The organism is Aliiruegeria lutimaris, assembly GCF_900099935.1.
Lineage (GTDB): Bacteria > Pseudomonadota > Alphaproteobacteria > Rhodobacterales > Rhodobacteraceae > Tropicimonas > Tropicimonas lutimaris.
The window spans coordinates 149,159-164,108 of sequence record NZ_FNEK01000001.1; the positions used below are offsets into that span (position 1 = coordinate 149,159).

The 14,950-nt window shown below is 63.9% G+C and carries 17 protein-coding genes; 12 read left to right on the forward strand and 5 right to left on the reverse strand.

What is annotated here, in order from left to right:
- Window positions 1-69: 69 nt before the first annotated feature.
- On the reverse strand, window positions 70-927 hold the full coding sequence (locus tag BLR85_RS00765) for a helix-turn-helix domain-containing protein (RefSeq protein WP_093147460.1): 858 nt from the start codon (window positions 925-927) through the stop codon (window positions 70-72).
- Between the two features lie 152 nt (window positions 928-1,079).
- On the opposite strand from BLR85_RS00765, the gene BLR85_RS00770 reads away from it, so the two are divergent.
- From BLR85_RS00770 to BLR85_RS00805, 8 genes are all read left to right on the forward strand, one after another.
- Window positions 1,080-2,474, forward strand: a complete 1,395-nt coding sequence (locus BLR85_RS00770; RefSeq protein WP_093147463.1) for a family 4 glycosyl hydrolase — start codon at window positions 1,080-1,082, stop codon at window positions 2,472-2,474.
- On the forward strand, window positions 2,474-3,358 hold the full coding sequence (locus BLR85_RS00775; protein ID WP_093147466.1) for a carbohydrate ABC transporter permease: 885 nt from the start codon (window positions 2,474-2,476) through the stop codon (window positions 3,356-3,358). Before BLR85_RS00770 ends, BLR85_RS00775 begins: the two co-directional genes overlap by 1 nt.
- 5 nt (window positions 3,359-3,363) lie before the next feature.
- Window positions 3,364-4,272 carry a carbohydrate ABC transporter permease gene (locus BLR85_RS00780; RefSeq protein ID WP_093147470.1) on the forward strand — a complete coding sequence of 303 codons (909 nt, stop codon included), beginning with the start codon at window positions 3,364-3,366 and terminating at the stop codon, window positions 4,270-4,272.
- Entirely contained in the window at window positions 4,272-5,402 is a 1,131-nt protein-coding gene (locus BLR85_RS00785) for an ABC transporter ATP-binding protein (RefSeq protein ID WP_093147474.1), read from the forward strand. The genes BLR85_RS00780 and BLR85_RS00785 overlap by 1 nt, the downstream gene beginning before the upstream one ends.
- Window positions 5,403-5,420: 18 nt before the next feature.
- On the forward strand, window positions 5,421-6,683 hold the full coding sequence (locus BLR85_RS00790) for an ABC transporter substrate-binding protein (protein WP_093147478.1): 1,263 nt from the start codon (window positions 5,421-5,423) through the stop codon (window positions 6,681-6,683).
- A 73-nt stretch (window positions 6,684-6,756) separates the two neighbouring features.
- On the forward strand, window positions 6,757-8,268 hold the full coding sequence (gene pglA / locus BLR85_RS00795) for a polygalacturonase PglA (protein WP_093147481.1): 1,512 nt from the start codon (window positions 6,757-6,759) through the stop codon (window positions 8,266-8,268).
- Window positions 8,262-9,359, forward strand: a complete 1,098-nt coding sequence (locus BLR85_RS00800; RefSeq protein ID WP_093147485.1) for a glycoside hydrolase family 88/105 protein — start codon at window positions 8,262-8,264, stop codon at window positions 9,357-9,359. Before pglA ends, BLR85_RS00800 begins: the two co-directional genes overlap by 7 nt.
- A gap of 92 nt (window positions 9,360-9,451) precedes the next feature.
- Complete coding sequence (locus BLR85_RS00805; protein ID WP_170844409.1) at window positions 9,452-10,711, forward strand: pectinesterase family protein; 1,260 nt, start codon at window positions 9,452-9,454, stop codon at window positions 10,709-10,711.
- Window positions 10,712-10,797: 86 nt separating this feature from the next.
- Here BLR85_RS00805 and BLR85_RS28965 read toward each other — a convergent pair whose 3' ends face one another.
- Window positions 10,798-10,959 carry a hypothetical protein gene (locus BLR85_RS28965; RefSeq protein ID WP_170844410.1) on the reverse strand — a complete coding sequence of 54 codons (162 nt, stop codon included), beginning with the start codon at window positions 10,957-10,959 and terminating at the stop codon, window positions 10,798-10,800.
- Window positions 10,960-11,151: 192 nt separating this feature from the next.
- On the opposite strand from BLR85_RS28965, the gene BLR85_RS00815 reads away from it, so the two are divergent.
- The gene (locus BLR85_RS00815) at window positions 11,152-11,430 is read left to right on the forward strand and encodes a hypothetical protein (RefSeq protein WP_093147497.1); all 279 of its coding nucleotides are present in this window, start codon (window positions 11,152-11,154) and stop codon (window positions 11,428-11,430) included.
- 222 nt (window positions 11,431-11,652) lie between these two features.
- Window positions 11,653-11,982, forward strand: coding sequence for an AraC family transcriptional regulator ligand-binding domain-containing protein (locus tag BLR85_RS00820; protein WP_170844411.1), 330 nt, complete (start codon window positions 11,653-11,655; stop codon window positions 11,980-11,982).
- Here the strand turns inward: BLR85_RS00820 and BLR85_RS30410 are convergent.
- The gene (locus tag BLR85_RS30410; RefSeq protein WP_170844412.1) at window positions 11,925-12,164 is read right to left on the reverse strand and encodes an integrase core domain-containing protein; all 240 of its coding nucleotides are present in this window, start codon (window positions 12,162-12,164) and stop codon (window positions 11,925-11,927) included. The two genes, BLR85_RS00820 and BLR85_RS30410, sit on opposite strands and share 58 nt — an antisense overlap.
- Between BLR85_RS30410 and BLR85_RS00830 the strand changes: the two genes are divergently transcribed.
- On the forward strand, window positions 12,120-12,437 hold the full coding sequence (locus BLR85_RS00830; RefSeq protein ID WP_280138456.1) for a c-type cytochrome: 318 nt from the start codon (window positions 12,120-12,122) through the stop codon (window positions 12,435-12,437). The two genes, BLR85_RS30410 and BLR85_RS00830, sit on opposite strands and share 45 nt — an antisense overlap.
- Before the next feature lie 217 nt (window positions 12,438-12,654).
- Here BLR85_RS00830 and BLR85_RS28970 read toward each other — a convergent pair whose 3' ends face one another.
- A complete protein-coding gene (locus BLR85_RS28970; protein ID WP_170844414.1) occupies window positions 12,655-12,828 on the reverse strand; it encodes a hypothetical protein in 174 nt (57 codons plus the stop codon).
- Between the two features lie 188 nt (window positions 12,829-13,016).
- Window positions 13,017-13,454 carry a porin gene (locus tag BLR85_RS00835; protein ID WP_093147508.1) on the reverse strand — a complete coding sequence of 146 codons (438 nt, stop codon included), beginning with the start codon at window positions 13,452-13,454 and terminating at the stop codon, window positions 13,017-13,019.
- 357 nt (window positions 13,455-13,811) lie between these two features.
- Between BLR85_RS00835 and BLR85_RS00840 the strand changes: the two genes are divergently transcribed.
- Window positions 13,812-14,918 carry an AI-2E family transporter gene (locus BLR85_RS00840; protein WP_093147512.1) on the forward strand — a complete coding sequence of 369 codons (1,107 nt, stop codon included), beginning with the start codon at window positions 13,812-13,814 and terminating at the stop codon, window positions 14,916-14,918.
- Window positions 14,919-14,950: the final 32 nt, after the last annotated feature.

Sequence of the window (14,950 nt, forward strand, 5' to 3'; positions counted from 1 at the left end):
GGAACACGCTTCAACCGCAACCATCCGAACCGGAACCCGCCAGAACTAACACCCGGGTCCTTGCGTGTTTCACCCCTCCCCATCGCGGGAAGGCCGGCCGCGATAGGTCGATGGGCTTGCGCCGAGATAGCGTTTGAACATGCGGCTGAAGAAATAGGGATCCGCATAGCCAAGCTCCGCCGCGACCAGTTTGACCGAGAGCCCCTGCCCCAGGCGGTTTGCGGCGAATTCCATGCGCTTCAGCTCGCGGTATTTCTGAGGTGTCAGCCCGATCCGCTCCTTGAAGGCGCGTCGGAAGTAGTCTCCGTTATACGGCACCGCCGCGAGTGCCTCCTCGACGCCGGCACCCAACGGATCGGCGGAGAGCCGCGAGGCAACGAGCATGATCTGCATCGACAGGTGGTCCTTGCTCTCCGGAACGGACCGCTCCACCTGCCATTCCACGAACGCCTCTTCGAGATAGGCCAGCAACAGCACCATGAACTGGTGGTGCTGGGCAAGCGTTGTCCGGTCCCTCGGTGCATTCTCCCTGAAATGCCGGATCAGCGGCTCCAGCACCTCCCAGTCCGGCATCCGGACGACCGGTCGCAGGGCCATCTGCCGGATCAGGTCGCCCTGGCGGAAGAATTCCAGCGTGAAATGCTGCGCGATCCCGACGATGGGCCCGTCGCCCGCATTCACGCCGCGAAACCGCGTCAGCGCCGGGATAAGCATCCCGTCGCCGGGGGTGAGCAGCACCGGTTCGGCCGCATTGCCCACCTGGTAGCTGATCTGGCCGGACAGGCAGATGATCAGGTCATGCACCGGGTTGAGCTTGTCGATTTTCCAGCCCGCATCATGCTGCATCCGGATGGTGGAGCGCGCCAGGCGGAGCGACAGAGAGCCCACGGGGATATGGCTCAAAGGCGAATGTTCGATTTTATCCATCCTTTTGTCAGATTAGCACCATTCCGAACTCAAAACTAGCATAGTAGTTTTCCAGGAACGGTGCGAAACGCCTTGAGGAAGGGGCATTCGCATGCAAACAGGAGGAGAGGACGGGGTTCTGGCCAAAGGTCGGAACGTCGGCCACCAGTTAAATGGACGATTCCGATCAGAAAATTCCTGTAAGCATTGCCTTTGTCGGCGGTGGCTCGCTCAACTGGGCGACAGGGCTCATGGCAGACCTCGCCCATGACAGGCAACTCGCCGCCGAGGTCCGGCTCTACGACATAGACCATGCGGCGGCCTGCCGGAACGCCGAGATAGGGTCGCGCCACGCGGCAGCCTCCCGTGGCCGCGCCGCGACCTACACCGCCTGCGAGAGCCTTGCCGAGGCTCTGGAGGGGGCCGATGTCGTCGTGATCTCGATCCTGCCCGGCAGTTTCGAGGACATGGCTCAGGACATCGCCATCCCCGCCGCTTTCGGCATCCCGCAGGCGGTGGGAGACACGGTCGGACCGGGCGGCTTCGTGCGCGCACTGCGCGCGATCCCGATGCTGGCCGAGATTGCCCGCGCCATCCGCGCGCATGCCCCGAACGCCTTCGTCTGCAACCTGACCAACCCGATGAGCGTGCTGACCGGCACCCTGCACGCGGTCTTTCCGGATATCCGGGCCTGGGGCGAATGCCACGAGGTCACCAAGATCCGCCGGCAGGTCGCCCATATCGCCAACACGCAAGCGGGCGCGGAGCGCTACGGCCACCGCGATGTCGAAGTGAACGTGCTCGGGATAAACCATTTCACCTTCGTGAACCGGATCTTGCTGGATGGCCGGGACATGATGCCGACCTACGAGGAGTTCGTCCGGGCGCATATGCAAAGCGGCTGGGCGCAGACCGAACCCGGCAAGGACGCCGATTACGCGACCTATTTCGGCACCCGCAACCTCGTCGCCTTCGACCTCTTCCGCCGCTTCGGCATTCCCGCCGCCGCCGGCGACCGGCATCTGGCCGAGTTCCTGCCAGTGGCCGAATACCTGCACGATCCGGAACAATGGGGTTTCACCCTGACGCCGGTCGATTACCGTGTCCGGGACCGGGCGCAGAAACAGCAACGGGCCGAGGCACTGCGTGCAGGCGACATCGCTCCCGAGGCCGTCCGTTCCGACGAGGCGCTGATCGAGCAGATCGTGGCCCTGCTGGGGGGCGAGATGCATATCGGCAACGTGAACCTGCCCAATCGCGGCCAGATGACCGACCTGCCAGAAGGCACGATCGTGGAGACCAACGCGGTCTTCTCCCGCCGCGGAGTGGAACCGATCTGCGCCGGACGGCTGTCGCAAGCGCTCGCCGCGCGGGTGCGCGACCACGCGGCCCGGCAGGATGCGCTGCTGCGGGCCGTGCTGGAATGCGATCACGCGGCGCTCTTTCCGCTGTTCCGCGAAGATCCGCTGGTTGCGCCTTTGCCTGACAGCGCGGCACGGGAGATGTTCGCACAGATGCTGGCAGCAACGGCACATGTGCTGCCGGACGAACTGAAAGGAGCGGCCTGATGGGTGGTGACAGCAAGTTTCTGGGGCTGTGGTACGTGGCGCCCTACGTGATCGGGCTGCTGCTCTTTACCGCCTTCCCCTTCGTGGCCTCGTTCTTTCTGAGCTTCACCGATTACGACCTGCTCTCACGCCCCGAATGGGTCGGCACGAAGAATTACGAGAAGCTCTTCACCCGCGACCGCACCTTCGACAAGTCGCTGAAGGTGACGCTGATCTATGTCTTCACCACCGTACCGCTGAAACTCACCTTCGCGCTCTTCATTGCGGTGGTGCTGAATTACCGGCTGAAGGCGATCAACCTGTTCCGCACCGCCTATTACGTGCCCTCGATCCTCGGCGGATCGATCGCCATCGCCGTGCTGTGGCGCTACATCTTCGCCGATACCGGCCTTGTGAACATGATGATCGAGGGCTTTGGCGGCGATCCGATCAACTGGTTCGGCGAACCCGCGAACGCGCTTTTCACCATCACGCTGCTGCGCTGCTGGCAGTTCGGCTCGGCGATGGTGATCTTCCTCGCCGCGCTGCAATCGGTCGACAAGTCCCTCTACGAGGCCGCGGCCATCGACGGCGCCGGCCCCTGGAGCATCTTCCGCCACGTGACGCTGCCGCTGATCACGCCGGTGATCTTCTTCAACCTGATCATGCAGACCGTGCAGGCCTTCCAGGAGTTCAACGGACCCTACATCATCACCCAGGGCGGGCCGCTGAAATCGACCTACCTGCTGCCGCTCTACATCTATGACGAGGCCTTCAAGAGCTTCGACATGGGCTACGCGTCGGCCATCGCCTGGGTGCTCTTCTCCATCATCATGGTGCTGACCCTGATCGCCTTCTGGTCGTCGAAGAAATGGGTCTACTACGCCGGCGACAAGCGGAGCTGATCGACATGGCACATATTTCCGAAGTCAACGTTCAGGCGGCCGCGGTTCCACCCACGGAAATCGAGGTCAAGCTGCGCCGCCAGCGCCGGATCTCGGCCACCCTGCGCTACGGCCTGCTGGTCATCGTCGGGCTGATCATGATCTACCCGCTGATCTGGATGATCGGCGCCTCCTTCAAGACCAATGCGGAGATGTTCTCCTCCGCGGGCTTCTGGCCGAAGGAGCCGACGATCCAAGGCTATATCGATGGCTGGAAGACCTCCACGCCCTACACGTTCGGGCATTTCTTCCTCAACTCGCTCTGGATCGTCCTGCCCAAGGTGATCGGCACCGCGATCTCCTGCACGTTGGTGGCCTATGGATTTGCGCGCTTCGATTTTCCCGGCAAGAAGATCCTCTTTGTCACCGTGATCGCGACGCTGCTGCTGCCCAACGTGGTGACCCGCATCCCGCAATACCTGCTGTTCCGGGAACTGGGCTGGCTCGACAGCTTCCTGCCGCTCTGGGTGCCCTCGGCCTTCGCGGGGGATGCGTTCTTCGTCTTCATGGTGATCCAGTTCCTGCGCGCCATCCCGCGCGACATGGAAGAGGCCGCCCGTGTCGACGGGGCGAGCACGCTGCAGACGTTGATCTACATCGTCGTGCCGATGCTGGCGCCCGCGATCATCTCCGTCTGCCTGTTCCAGTTCATGTGGACGATGAACGACTTCCTCGGGCCGCTGATCTACATCTCCTCGGTGGAAAATTACCCGGTGAGCCTGGCGCTCAAGCTGTCCATCGACACGACCGAGGCCTTCAACTGGAACCAGATCCTGGCGATGTCGGTGCTCACCCTCACACCTTCGCTGATCGTGTTCTTCATGGCCCAGAAATACTTCATCGAGGGCATCTCGTCGGGAGGAGTCAAAGGCTGATGGCTGAACTGCAACTCAAATCGCTCGTGAAGACCTATGGCAACGGGTTCAAGGCGGTCCATGGCATCGACCTCGACGTGAAGGAAGGCGAGTTCATGGTACTGGTCGGTCCCTCCGGCTGCGCCAAGTCGACCACGCTTCGCATGATCGCCGGGCTGGAGACCATCACCGGCGGAGAGGTCCGCATCGGCGACCGAGTGGTCAACGACCTCGTCCCCGGCAAGCGCGGCATCGCCATGGTGTTCCAGAACTATGCTCTCTACCCGCATATGAAGGTGCGCCGGAACCTCGGCTTCGGCCTGCAACTGCGCCGCACGCCCAAGGACCAGATCGAAGCCGCGACCAACGAAGTCTCCGGCGTGCTGGAGATCGAGGAACTGCTCGACCGGCTCCCCAAGCAGCTCTCGGGCGGACAGGCACAGCGGGTCGCGCTCGGCCGCGCGCTCATCAAGCAGCCCGAGGTGTTCCTCTTCGACGAGCCGCTCTCCAACCTCGACGCCAAGCTGCGCGCCTCGATGCGCGTGCGGATCACCGACCTGCACCAGCGCCTGCGCCAGGAGGGGCGGCCGGCCACGGTGGTCTACGTCACCCACGACCAGGTCGAGGCGATGACGATGGGCGACCGCATCTGCGTCATGAAGGACGGCTACATCATGCAGGTGGCCGATCCGGAGACGCTCTATGAGCGCCCCGCGAACGCCTTCGTCGCGGGCTTCATCGGCATGCCGGAAATGAACCTTTTCCCGGCCGTTCTGACCCGTGAGGGGAACATCCCCTGCCTGACGGCGGACGGGCAGACTATCAAGGTCACGGATGGCCTTTCCCACCGGATCACCACCGGCGACGGGCCAGTAACCTTCGGCATCCGGCCGCAACAGCTGCATGTTGTCGCCCCCGGAACCGACGGCGCCTTTACCGCCACGATCAGCCATATCGAGTTCATGGGCCACGAGATCAACCTGCACGTCAGGTTGGGCGACGCACAGCTCGTCGCCGTCGTGCCCACGGATAGCTTCGACACGCATTTCGCGCGTGGCGACCGCGTCGGACTGCGGCCCTCGGGGTCCCATGTCCACCTTTTCGACGCCGAGACCGGCGAGAATGTCTCGCTCGGCCAAGGATCTAACTGAGTTCAAGGGAGGAAGAACATGAAACTGAACATCCTGAGCCTCGCGCTCGCCACCACCGCGCTTGCGACCGCCGCAAATGCCGCCGATCTGCGGATGAGCTGGTGGGGAGGCGACAGCCGGCATGTTGCCACGCAGGAGGCCCTGAAGGTCTGTGGCGAGAAGTACGGCCACACGATCAGCCCCGAATTCACCGGCTGGTCCGGCCATTTCGAGAAGCTGACGACGCAGATCGCCGGCGGCACCGAGGCCGACATCATGCAGGTCAACTGGCCGTGGTTGTCGATCTACTCGGCGCGGGGCGATGGTCTGGCGGATCTCAACGAGTTTTCCGACATCATCGACCTGTCCAACTGGGGTGAGGCCGAACTCGCGGACGGCTCTATGAAGGGCAAGCTGAACGGCCTGTCGGTATCGACCACCGGTCGCCTCTTCGTGTTCAACAAGATCACCTGGGCCAAGGCGGGCCTGGAGCTTCCCAAGACCTGGGACGACCTGATCGCTGCCGGCCCCGTCTTTGCCGAGAAGCTGGGCGAGGATTACTACCCCTTCGAGGCCGCCGCGCTCGACGCCTCGCTGATCATGACGCTCTACGGCACCCAGAAAACCGGCAAACCGCTGATCGACCCGGCCACCAACGAAATCTCCTGGACCAAGGATGAGCTGGTCGATGCGATCGGCTTCTACAAGACGCTGGTCGACAACCACGTCATCATCCCGTGGAAAAAGGTCGCCGCGGCTGGCAACCTGCCATTGCACGAGAACCCGAACTGGTCCTCGGGCAAGATCGGCGGCACCTATCAGTGGGATTCGACCTATTTCAAGATCTCCGACCCGCTTCAGGAAGGTCAGGAGCTGGCCTATGTAGACCTGCTGAGCCAGGACGGCCAGAAGACGCCGGGCATCTATCGCAAGGCCTCCATGGTGTTCTCGATCTCGAAGAATTCCGAGAACCAGGAAGCCGCCGCCCAGATCGTCAACTGCCTGCTGAACGAGCCCGAGGGCGTGGCTGCACTCGGATCCACCCGCGGTGTGCCCGCTTCCAAGGCCGCCCGCCAGCAACTGCTCGATGCAGACGCGATCAAGCCGATCCAGATCGAGGCCCAGGCCCGCGTGCTCGACGCCGAGGGGCCGGGGATCCACCCGATGATGGAATTCCCCGACGTTCGCTCGGCGCTGCAGGATAATCTCGAACTCTTCGCCTATGGAGAGATCGATGCCGAGACCGCAGCCGACGAGATGATCTACGCGATCGAGGAAGCCCTCGAGGACATCAAGTCCTGACCTGACGACCACCACTCCGGATGCCGGGCCATTAACGGCCCGGCACTCCTTTGATTTCAAACGGATATCCCTTATGGCCGGTCTCCGCGTTCTCGCAGCAACCGCGAGAACCCTCTCCTTCCTCGTCGCCCCCGATGGCACGCGCTTCGCGCTGCCCGCGCCGATCTCCTGGACGCTCCGGGATGCGGCTGGCCAGCCCGTGGCCGACGGAGAGGCGCACGTCGCCCCCCTCTTCCTCGAAGGTCTGGAGCCCGACAGCGCTTACCGGCTGGAGACCGACATCGGCAGCCTCGCGCTGCGGACGCTGCCCTGTGCGGGGCTGATCGAAGCGACAGATTTCGGCGTCGACACGGAGGCCCCCGACAATGCCGAAGCCCTTGCCCGCGCCGTGGCAGCGGTGCCGTCGGGCGGCACGCTGCGGCTCGCCCCCGGCCGCTATACGAGCGGGCCAGTCTTCCTGAAATCGCAGATGACGCTCTATCTCGAAGACGGGGCCGAGCTTGCCGCCAAATCCGACCGCACAGGCTGGACGATCCTGCCCGAACGCAGGCCGGATGGACGCGCGCTGGGCACCTGGGAAGGCCTGCCCGAACCCTGTTTCGCCGCCCTTCTCACCGCCATCGACGGCCACGGCCTCGCCATTACCGGGCGCGGCGTGATCGACGGCGGCGGCGATCGCGGCGACTGGTGGCACTGGCCGAAGGAGCGCCGCGACGGCGCCCGGCGCCCGCGCACGCTCCACCTCGCTCATTGCGACGGTGTGAACCTCACCGGCTTCACCATTCGCAATTCGCCCTCCTGGACGGTGCATCCCTATGGCTGCCGCCAGCTCCATGCCTCCGCCCTGAGAATCGAGAACCCGCCCGACAGCCCCAATACCGACGGGCTCAACCCGGAAAGCTGCGAAGCGGTCGAAATCACCGGTGTCGATTTCTCCGTCGGCGACGATTGCATCGCCATCAAGGCCGGCAAGCGCGCGCCGGGACAGACCGACCACCTCGCGCCGACCCGCGACGTGCGCATCTCTCATTGCCGGATGCAGCGCGGCCATGGCGCTGTGGTGTTCGGCTCTGAAATGTCGGGCGGCATTTACGATATCGAGATCGCAGATTGCGCCTTTCACGCCACCGACCGTGGCCTCCGGCTCAAGACGCGGCGCGGGCGGGGCGGCGCGATCGAGGGGGTGCACATGCGCAATGTCGAGATGTGGGATGTGCCGACCCCGCTCGCGATCAACGCCTTCTATTTCTGCGATCCCGACGGCAAGGAGGACTGGGTGCAGAACCGCGCCCCTGCCCCCGTCGACGATACGACCCCCGTCCTGCGCGACATTACGCTCTCGAATGTCCGCGCCCATGGCGTCTCGCTCGCGGCGGCGGCCCTTCTCGGCCTGCCGGAGGCGCCCATCGAGGCCCTGCGCCTGGAAGATTTCCGGGTCTCCTACCGACCCGATGCAATTGCCGATGTGCCGCTCATGGCGCTCGGCGTCGAAGCGGTGCGCCACGCCGGGCTTCTCGCCGAGAATGCCGAGGTTTCCGGCACCGTTACCTGCTTCACCGAAGACGAGGATATGGCCCCATGCTGATGGAATATTTCGAGACCTATCTGGGGCGCTACGAGCCCTACAAGAACGGGGCATGGTGCTACGAGGATGGCTGCATCTATCGTGGGCTCGAATGCCTCCACCGGGCCACGGGCGAAGCGCGCTGGCGCGCGCAGCTCGTGCGGATGGTGAACGCCCGCATGGAGGACGGCCCCGCGCTCGCGGGCTACGATCCCAACGAATACAATATCGACAATGTCCTGCCGGGCCGCGCGCTGCTCTACCTGCACGAGATCACCGGCGAGGCGCGGTATCTGGATGCCGCCGCCCTTCTGGCCGGTCAACTTTCCTCGCAGCCGCGCACCCGCTCGGGCGTTTACTGGCACAAGCTCCGCTACCCATGGCAGGTCTGGCTCGACGGGCTCTACATGGGCGCCCCCTTCCAGATTGGCTACGGCCTGCGGGTCGGGGACGACGCGCTGATCGCCGACGCGCTGGCCCAGGTCGGCTCGGCGCTCGACATGACATACGTGCCCGCCACCGGGCTCTATGCCCACGCGGTTGACGAGGCGCGCAAGCAGCCATGGGCCAATGCCGAGACCGGCCATTCCCGCGCCCATTGGGCCCGCGCGCTCGGCTGGCTCGCCATGGCGCTCGTCGATATCGCGGAGCTTGTGGGGCCGGAACGCTTTGCGCCCCTGCAAGCGCGCACGCGTGCCCTGCTCGACCGGATCGCGGAGCTGCGCCAACCCGAAGGGCTCTGGCTGCAGGTTGTCGACCGCCCCGATCTCGCCGGGAATTACGAGGAGAGTTCGGCCTCGGCCATGTTCATCTACGCCCTGCTGCGCGGCAATGCGCTCGGGCTTTCGGACGGAGATCCGGAGGGGCTGTTCGAGCTGCTGACGGAAAAGACCCTGCGGCCGGCGCAGAATGGCGGACTGGAATTCGCGGATATCTGCGAGGTCGCCGGTCTGGGCAAGTTCGGGGACCGGTTCCGGGACGGATCGGCCGAATACTACCTTTCCGAACGGCGGGTGGCCGATGATGCCAAGGGTGTCGGGCCGCTGATGATGGCGGCCGCGAGCGCGCTGGAGCGGGAACAGAGCCGGGCACCGTTGCGCGCCAGCCGATGAGCCGCTTTCCGGACTGGCCGTCGAATGCAACGGCTGGGCCCCCGCGCCCGGTTTCGCGGGAAGACGTGCTGTCCGGATCAGGCCCAAGGGGCGTGGCACTTGCCGCCCCCTGGGACCCCGTGCCGCCGGGACCTCCGGCAGATGTCGATTACATCGTCGACAGCGAGGCGCCGGAAGACCCGCCTCGCCGCTTCCGCACGCTTCAGGCGGCCATCGACCGCGCCCTTCGGGACGGCGCCGGGATGCGGGCCGACGGGCGGCGGGTGATCCGGGTGCACCCCGGTTTCTACGAAGGCCCGGTCTTTCTGCCCGCCGAAGGCCCGCCAATGGCGCTCTTCGGCGCGGGCCGTGAAGCCGTGACGCTGGCCGCGCGGATCGATGCACAGATGCCCGGCCGCGAGTTTGAACAGCGCTTTGGCGCTGGCTTCGCCACGGCGCATCCCGCGATCCGCGCGCAATTCGCGCGCATTGCCGCGCGGGAGCGGGTGACGACCGGAAATTCGGCCGTTCTTCGGATCGAGCGGGACGATACCATCGTCGCCGGCATGACGATCCGGAACGATTACGCCTGCGACCGCGCCGGGGCCGCGCCGCTGGGGGCCGAACCGGATGTCGCCGGTCGATACGCGGAAGGCCAGCACCAGGCCGTTGCCTGCCATGTCGCCGGCGCCGACCGGGTCCAGTTGAGCGCGCTGCGTCTCGAAAGCTTCCAGGACACGCTCTACCTGCAGGCGCCGAGCCAGGGCATCGGGCGCAGCGTCGTATCGGATTGCGCGATCGAAGGCGATGTCGATTTCATCTTCGGCGGGGCAACGGCCTATTTCGAGCAATGCGAGATCCGCTCGCGCGGCCTGCGCGGTGCGAAAAGCTGGGCAGTCGCGCCAAGCACGAACCTGTGGATGCCGCACGGCTTCGTCTTCGAGCGCTGTCACTTCACGCATGACGGGGCAGAAGCCGGTCGGGACGCAACAAGCTTCCTCGGCCGGCAGTGGTTCGAAGGCGTGCGCGCAACGCCCTATTCAGCCCCGAACGAGGCCGGCTATGTCAGCAATTTCGGAGACGTGAACCGCTTCGAGGCGCCACAAGGCCGGATCAGCCGGCGCTGCCTTGAAGCAGTCGGGAAATGCACGGTCCAGAACTCCGCGCTCGGCACGCATATTTCAACAGACACACCCTGGGACGACTGGTCTGCCGGCGCATGGTCCCCTCGGTACCGCCCGGTGCAGGCAACGGCCGGAGATTTCCTGTCACATCTGGGCGGTTGGCTCCAGGACAATGGCCTTGATTACTCCGATCTGGAAGCGCGGGATTTCTGGCTCCGGATCGTGACCTGCACGACGGGCATCACTTGACGGCATTGAGCGGGGCATTGCGCGGAGCGCTTCGGAGACCGCTCCCGGGATCCTCAACAGGAGGCTACCCCCGGCAGCGAACCAGCTCAGGCACCGAGGACGGAGCGTCCGGCGACGATCGCCACATTTCCGAAGAAAATCAGGATCGAGACCGCACCCAGCACGAGCATTCCGCCCGCTACGACCCAGAGGGTGAGGGTGAGGAGGCGAGAAACGACGGCAAAAAGTGCGTCTTTCAGGGTTCCCATTGGCATTTCCTTCTCGGTTGGCGGTGCGCCAACGCAAATCATGCGGGCTTCCCGACGGTGGTCTGTGCGATTTGCGTGAACAGTCGGGCGGCGGATCCTGCGACCGGGCTTGCCTTAACTATGCGGCGTACATTTAAATAGATGGCCTCTCGTCGGAGGGTTTCAAGATATGGGTTCAAGGGCATATCAGCTATGTCGGGATGCCGGGGCGCGGGGGCGCGGCAGCGCTGGCTGGAAGCCTGGGAAGACGGGCAGCGGTTGGAACAGCTCGATCCCGGCAATTTCGAATGGTGGTCCATGGGGGGCCATGCAATCGCCTCCGACGAGGGCTGGGAAACCTGGCATGTTCGTTTCACGGCGATCATCTCGCTTGACGTGAAGAGCGACGGGTTCGAGTTCAGCGGCAAGACACTCTCGGTGCTCGAAAACATCGACGATTACGGCCGGCCCAGTCCCCCTGCCACCCTTTGACCGCTCCCGGTTCGTCTCCGATCAGCCGCCGCCCGTCCACATCGGGGCGTACCGGATGGTGAACCGGCACCCCGAAAAAGCCCGGGGTGCGTGCCCTCTCCGGAAGTCACCGTGCTTCCCTCTTCTTTCCCGCGAATTTTCGGCGTCCGCATGAAACGGCGCCGAACGAAATGGCCAACGAACCCTATCACCCTGTCCCGACAGTTCCCTCCCCCATCGCCCATGACAGACCTGCAGCATAAGCCGGTACGCCTGCAGCAGCTGATCGCCCAGATGGAAAGACAGGGCCACCCGGCGCGGAAGATCCTGCATCAGGCCGGGCTCTGCGCGGCAGAGCTGGATGCGGACAGGACGTCCCTGCCCTTTCGCAAGGTTGTCGCCATTTGGAAAAACGTCGCGAGGGCGACAGGTGACGATCTCTTCGGCCCGCATTTCGCCAAGCAGGAAACGGCACCGATCCCGACACCGCTCTTTTGTCACGTCCAGCCCCATTTCTATGGGCCATTTCCAAGTAGAGTTTCGGGCACCGGAGGGCGCATTCCGAGCGCCTGATGTGGTCGGGTGTGATTGTACTCTCTGAGCCAACAATTGATGACGACCTGAGCCTGTCTGGTTGTTGTGAACCATTCGGCGTTCAGGACTTCTCTGCGTAGAGTGCCGTTGAAGCGCTCATTGCGGCTGCCGATCCGGTGCGCGGTCGTGAACTGGCAACCACCCGCTGCGTGAAATGTCACGTGGTCGAATCGGGCTCGGATGCCGGCGCAAGCAGCGACTACAGCGGCCCGCCCATCGTGGCGATATTTGGCCGCCCCGTCGCCGCAGCCGATGGATTTGCATATTCGCGCGCGCTCTCAGCCTTCGGTGGAGAGTGGACCGAGGATCGCTTGTTCGCTTGGATACTGCACCCGATGCTGACCGTGCCCGGCGCTCTGATGCCGGAGGTCAAGAGCCTTGCGGAGGGCGATATCGCCGACATCGTCGCCTATCTCAAAACCGTGGCGGACTGACGTCAGATCGTCCCGGAAAGCCATCGTCGGGAGGATTGCACGCCCCGGATCGCAAGGAGTCCCGGCAGGATCTACGAACGTCTGCGGAACAAAATGCGGAAGGGGGCGAGGAACCCAAGCCCCCCTCCGCGATAGGGAAAATGCTATCTGGACGACGCATTTTCCGCTGAACCGAGGGCAGCCTGCGGCCTGTCTCCCCCGGCTGTCGGCGACTTCTTCAGAAGACCATGCTTAGCCCCAGCGAGAAGCTCTCGCTATCGAGGTTGATCTTGTTGCCGATCCCGTTGCTGTTGAAGTCGCCCCGTGCAGTCGCTTCGCTGCGTCCGTAGCCGGCCAGTACGGACATGCCTCCGCCCAGATCGTAACCGGCGGACACGCCCCAGCCACGCATGTCGAGCTTCTCGCCGTAGTAGTTCTTGAAGGAATGCTCACCGTAGTTGGCGTGGAACGAAATGTTGTCGAACGCATTGCCGACACCAATCCTCCATTAATCGCCCCGCTTGAGCTGATCGCTGTCGAAATAGGTGTAGACGCCGCCGACGGAAAGGCCGCGAAACCGAAATCGCCCTGGCTGTAATCTTAGCGCAGAACCTGGCCATCTTCGGAACCCTTGAGCCAATCATCCTGGAAACCCCAATGCGCCGTCTCGTTATCGGCGATCGAGCCGGGATTTCCCCAGGCGTCAACGGCAGAGACCGCGAACTGGAAAGCGGAATCGGTATCGCCCATGGTCACGGTGCCGAAGCCGCCGCTGATGAACACCTCGTAGCCGATATCGCCGGTGGTGTTGCCGAGGGTGTCGGCGTCGCTCAGGTCGACCGAGGCCCCGAAGGAAAGCCCGTTATCGGCCTGCCCGATGAAGCTGAACTCGATATCGAGATCCTGGTAGAATTGCGTCGCTTCACCGGTTGCACAGGCGATGCCCATCTTGGCTTCCCCCTGCAAGGTTATCTCCGCGGTCGCGGCGGTGGCCGCCAGCATGGACCCCGTTGCAAGCGCTATTGATCTGGCTCTCATCTCTTTCACTGTCCTTCCGTCGCCGTTCGATGATCGGCATCTAAGGACGAAGGCCGCCTGCAACTTGGCAGGCGCGGCCAGAGAGTTTTGATCCGGTGCCAAACTGGACCGGAAGCACGCATCACCGGCCTTGCACCGAGGCGGCGCGTCGCGCTCCGGGGGCTACTGGAGATCGCGCCCGGTCCGTCAACTCCCCGGTGACATGGCTCCGGTCATGGCATGTGCTTTCGGTGCGGCCAGGTTGCCCTCCTGCTCCTGCGCGCCTATCTACATCGGGCCGGACGCGGTTGGTCGCGCACGGCCCATAATGATGCCGGGTCGCCAGCCTCCCCTGCGAACAACCGAGAGTACTGCCCAATGCAAAGCGAGATGCATCGCCTCCAACTCTGGTTTCTGGGCATCATTGCATTCGCCGTTATCCTGTTCCTGCTGGTGCAGGCGAAGTTCCTGCTGATTTCCTTCTCGATCGCGTTGATGCTGTTTTCGCTGACCTCCGGCGCAATCGGCTACCTGCAGACACTTCGCATCGGTCAGGCCAGGCTTTCGGTTCTGCTGGCCTCCATTCTCGCGGTGTCTCTCATCGCGGCGGTTCTGATCTTGCTCTCTGTCCTCGTGCTGACGCAGACCAACGTGGTCGTCTCCACCGTTCTGCAATATTCAGGCCCCTCTCAGGAAGCCGTGGCCGAAATCTTCGGCTGGATCGGAGACGATGCCGAGGCCGCCGTGCTCTCCTGGCTGTCGGAAGTGAAAATCGCGCCCTGGCTGGCCACCCTGGCCGGACAGGCGGGCAACCTGGCCTCCGGCACGGTCCTCGTGATCCTGTTCATCGGCTTTTTGTTTCTGGAGCGGGTCTGGTTCTCGAACAAGCTCGAGAACCTGCTCGACGACCCGGCGCGCGCCCAGCGCATCGAAGGGATCCTCTCCTCCATCGTCCATCGCGTGAACCGCTACCTTGTCGTCAAGGCGGCCATCAGCACGATCACCGGCGCGCTGGTCTACCTGATGATGCGGCTGCTCGGGCTGGAGTTGGCCTTTGCCATGGGCGTGCTGACTTTCATCCTGAATTTCATCCCGAATATCGGCTCGATCGTGGCAACCCTGGTTGTCGCGCTCGTCGGCTATGTGCAGACGGGTGAGCAATTCACCGGCCTGGCGCTGCTGTCGGTCATCGGCGCTCTCCAGTTTTCCGTCGGCCAGGTGTTGGAGCCCCTGTTGCTCGGCAACACGCTGCAATTGTCGTCGTTGGGAATCATCCTGTCGCTGGCCTTCTGGGCGGCGGTCTGGGGCGTTTTGGGAATGTTCCTCGCGGTCCCGATCATGGTCGCGATCATGATCATCTGTTCCCATGTCCCGCGGCTGCGCCCGATTGCGATCCTGTTGTCGCAAAAGGGACTGCCAGACCTTGCGGGCCACAAGGAAGGCACCGGGTCGGACGATACCGAGATCGACAAGAAGGCCGCCTGAGAAGGGTTTCCGGCCCAGGCCAGCACCATGTG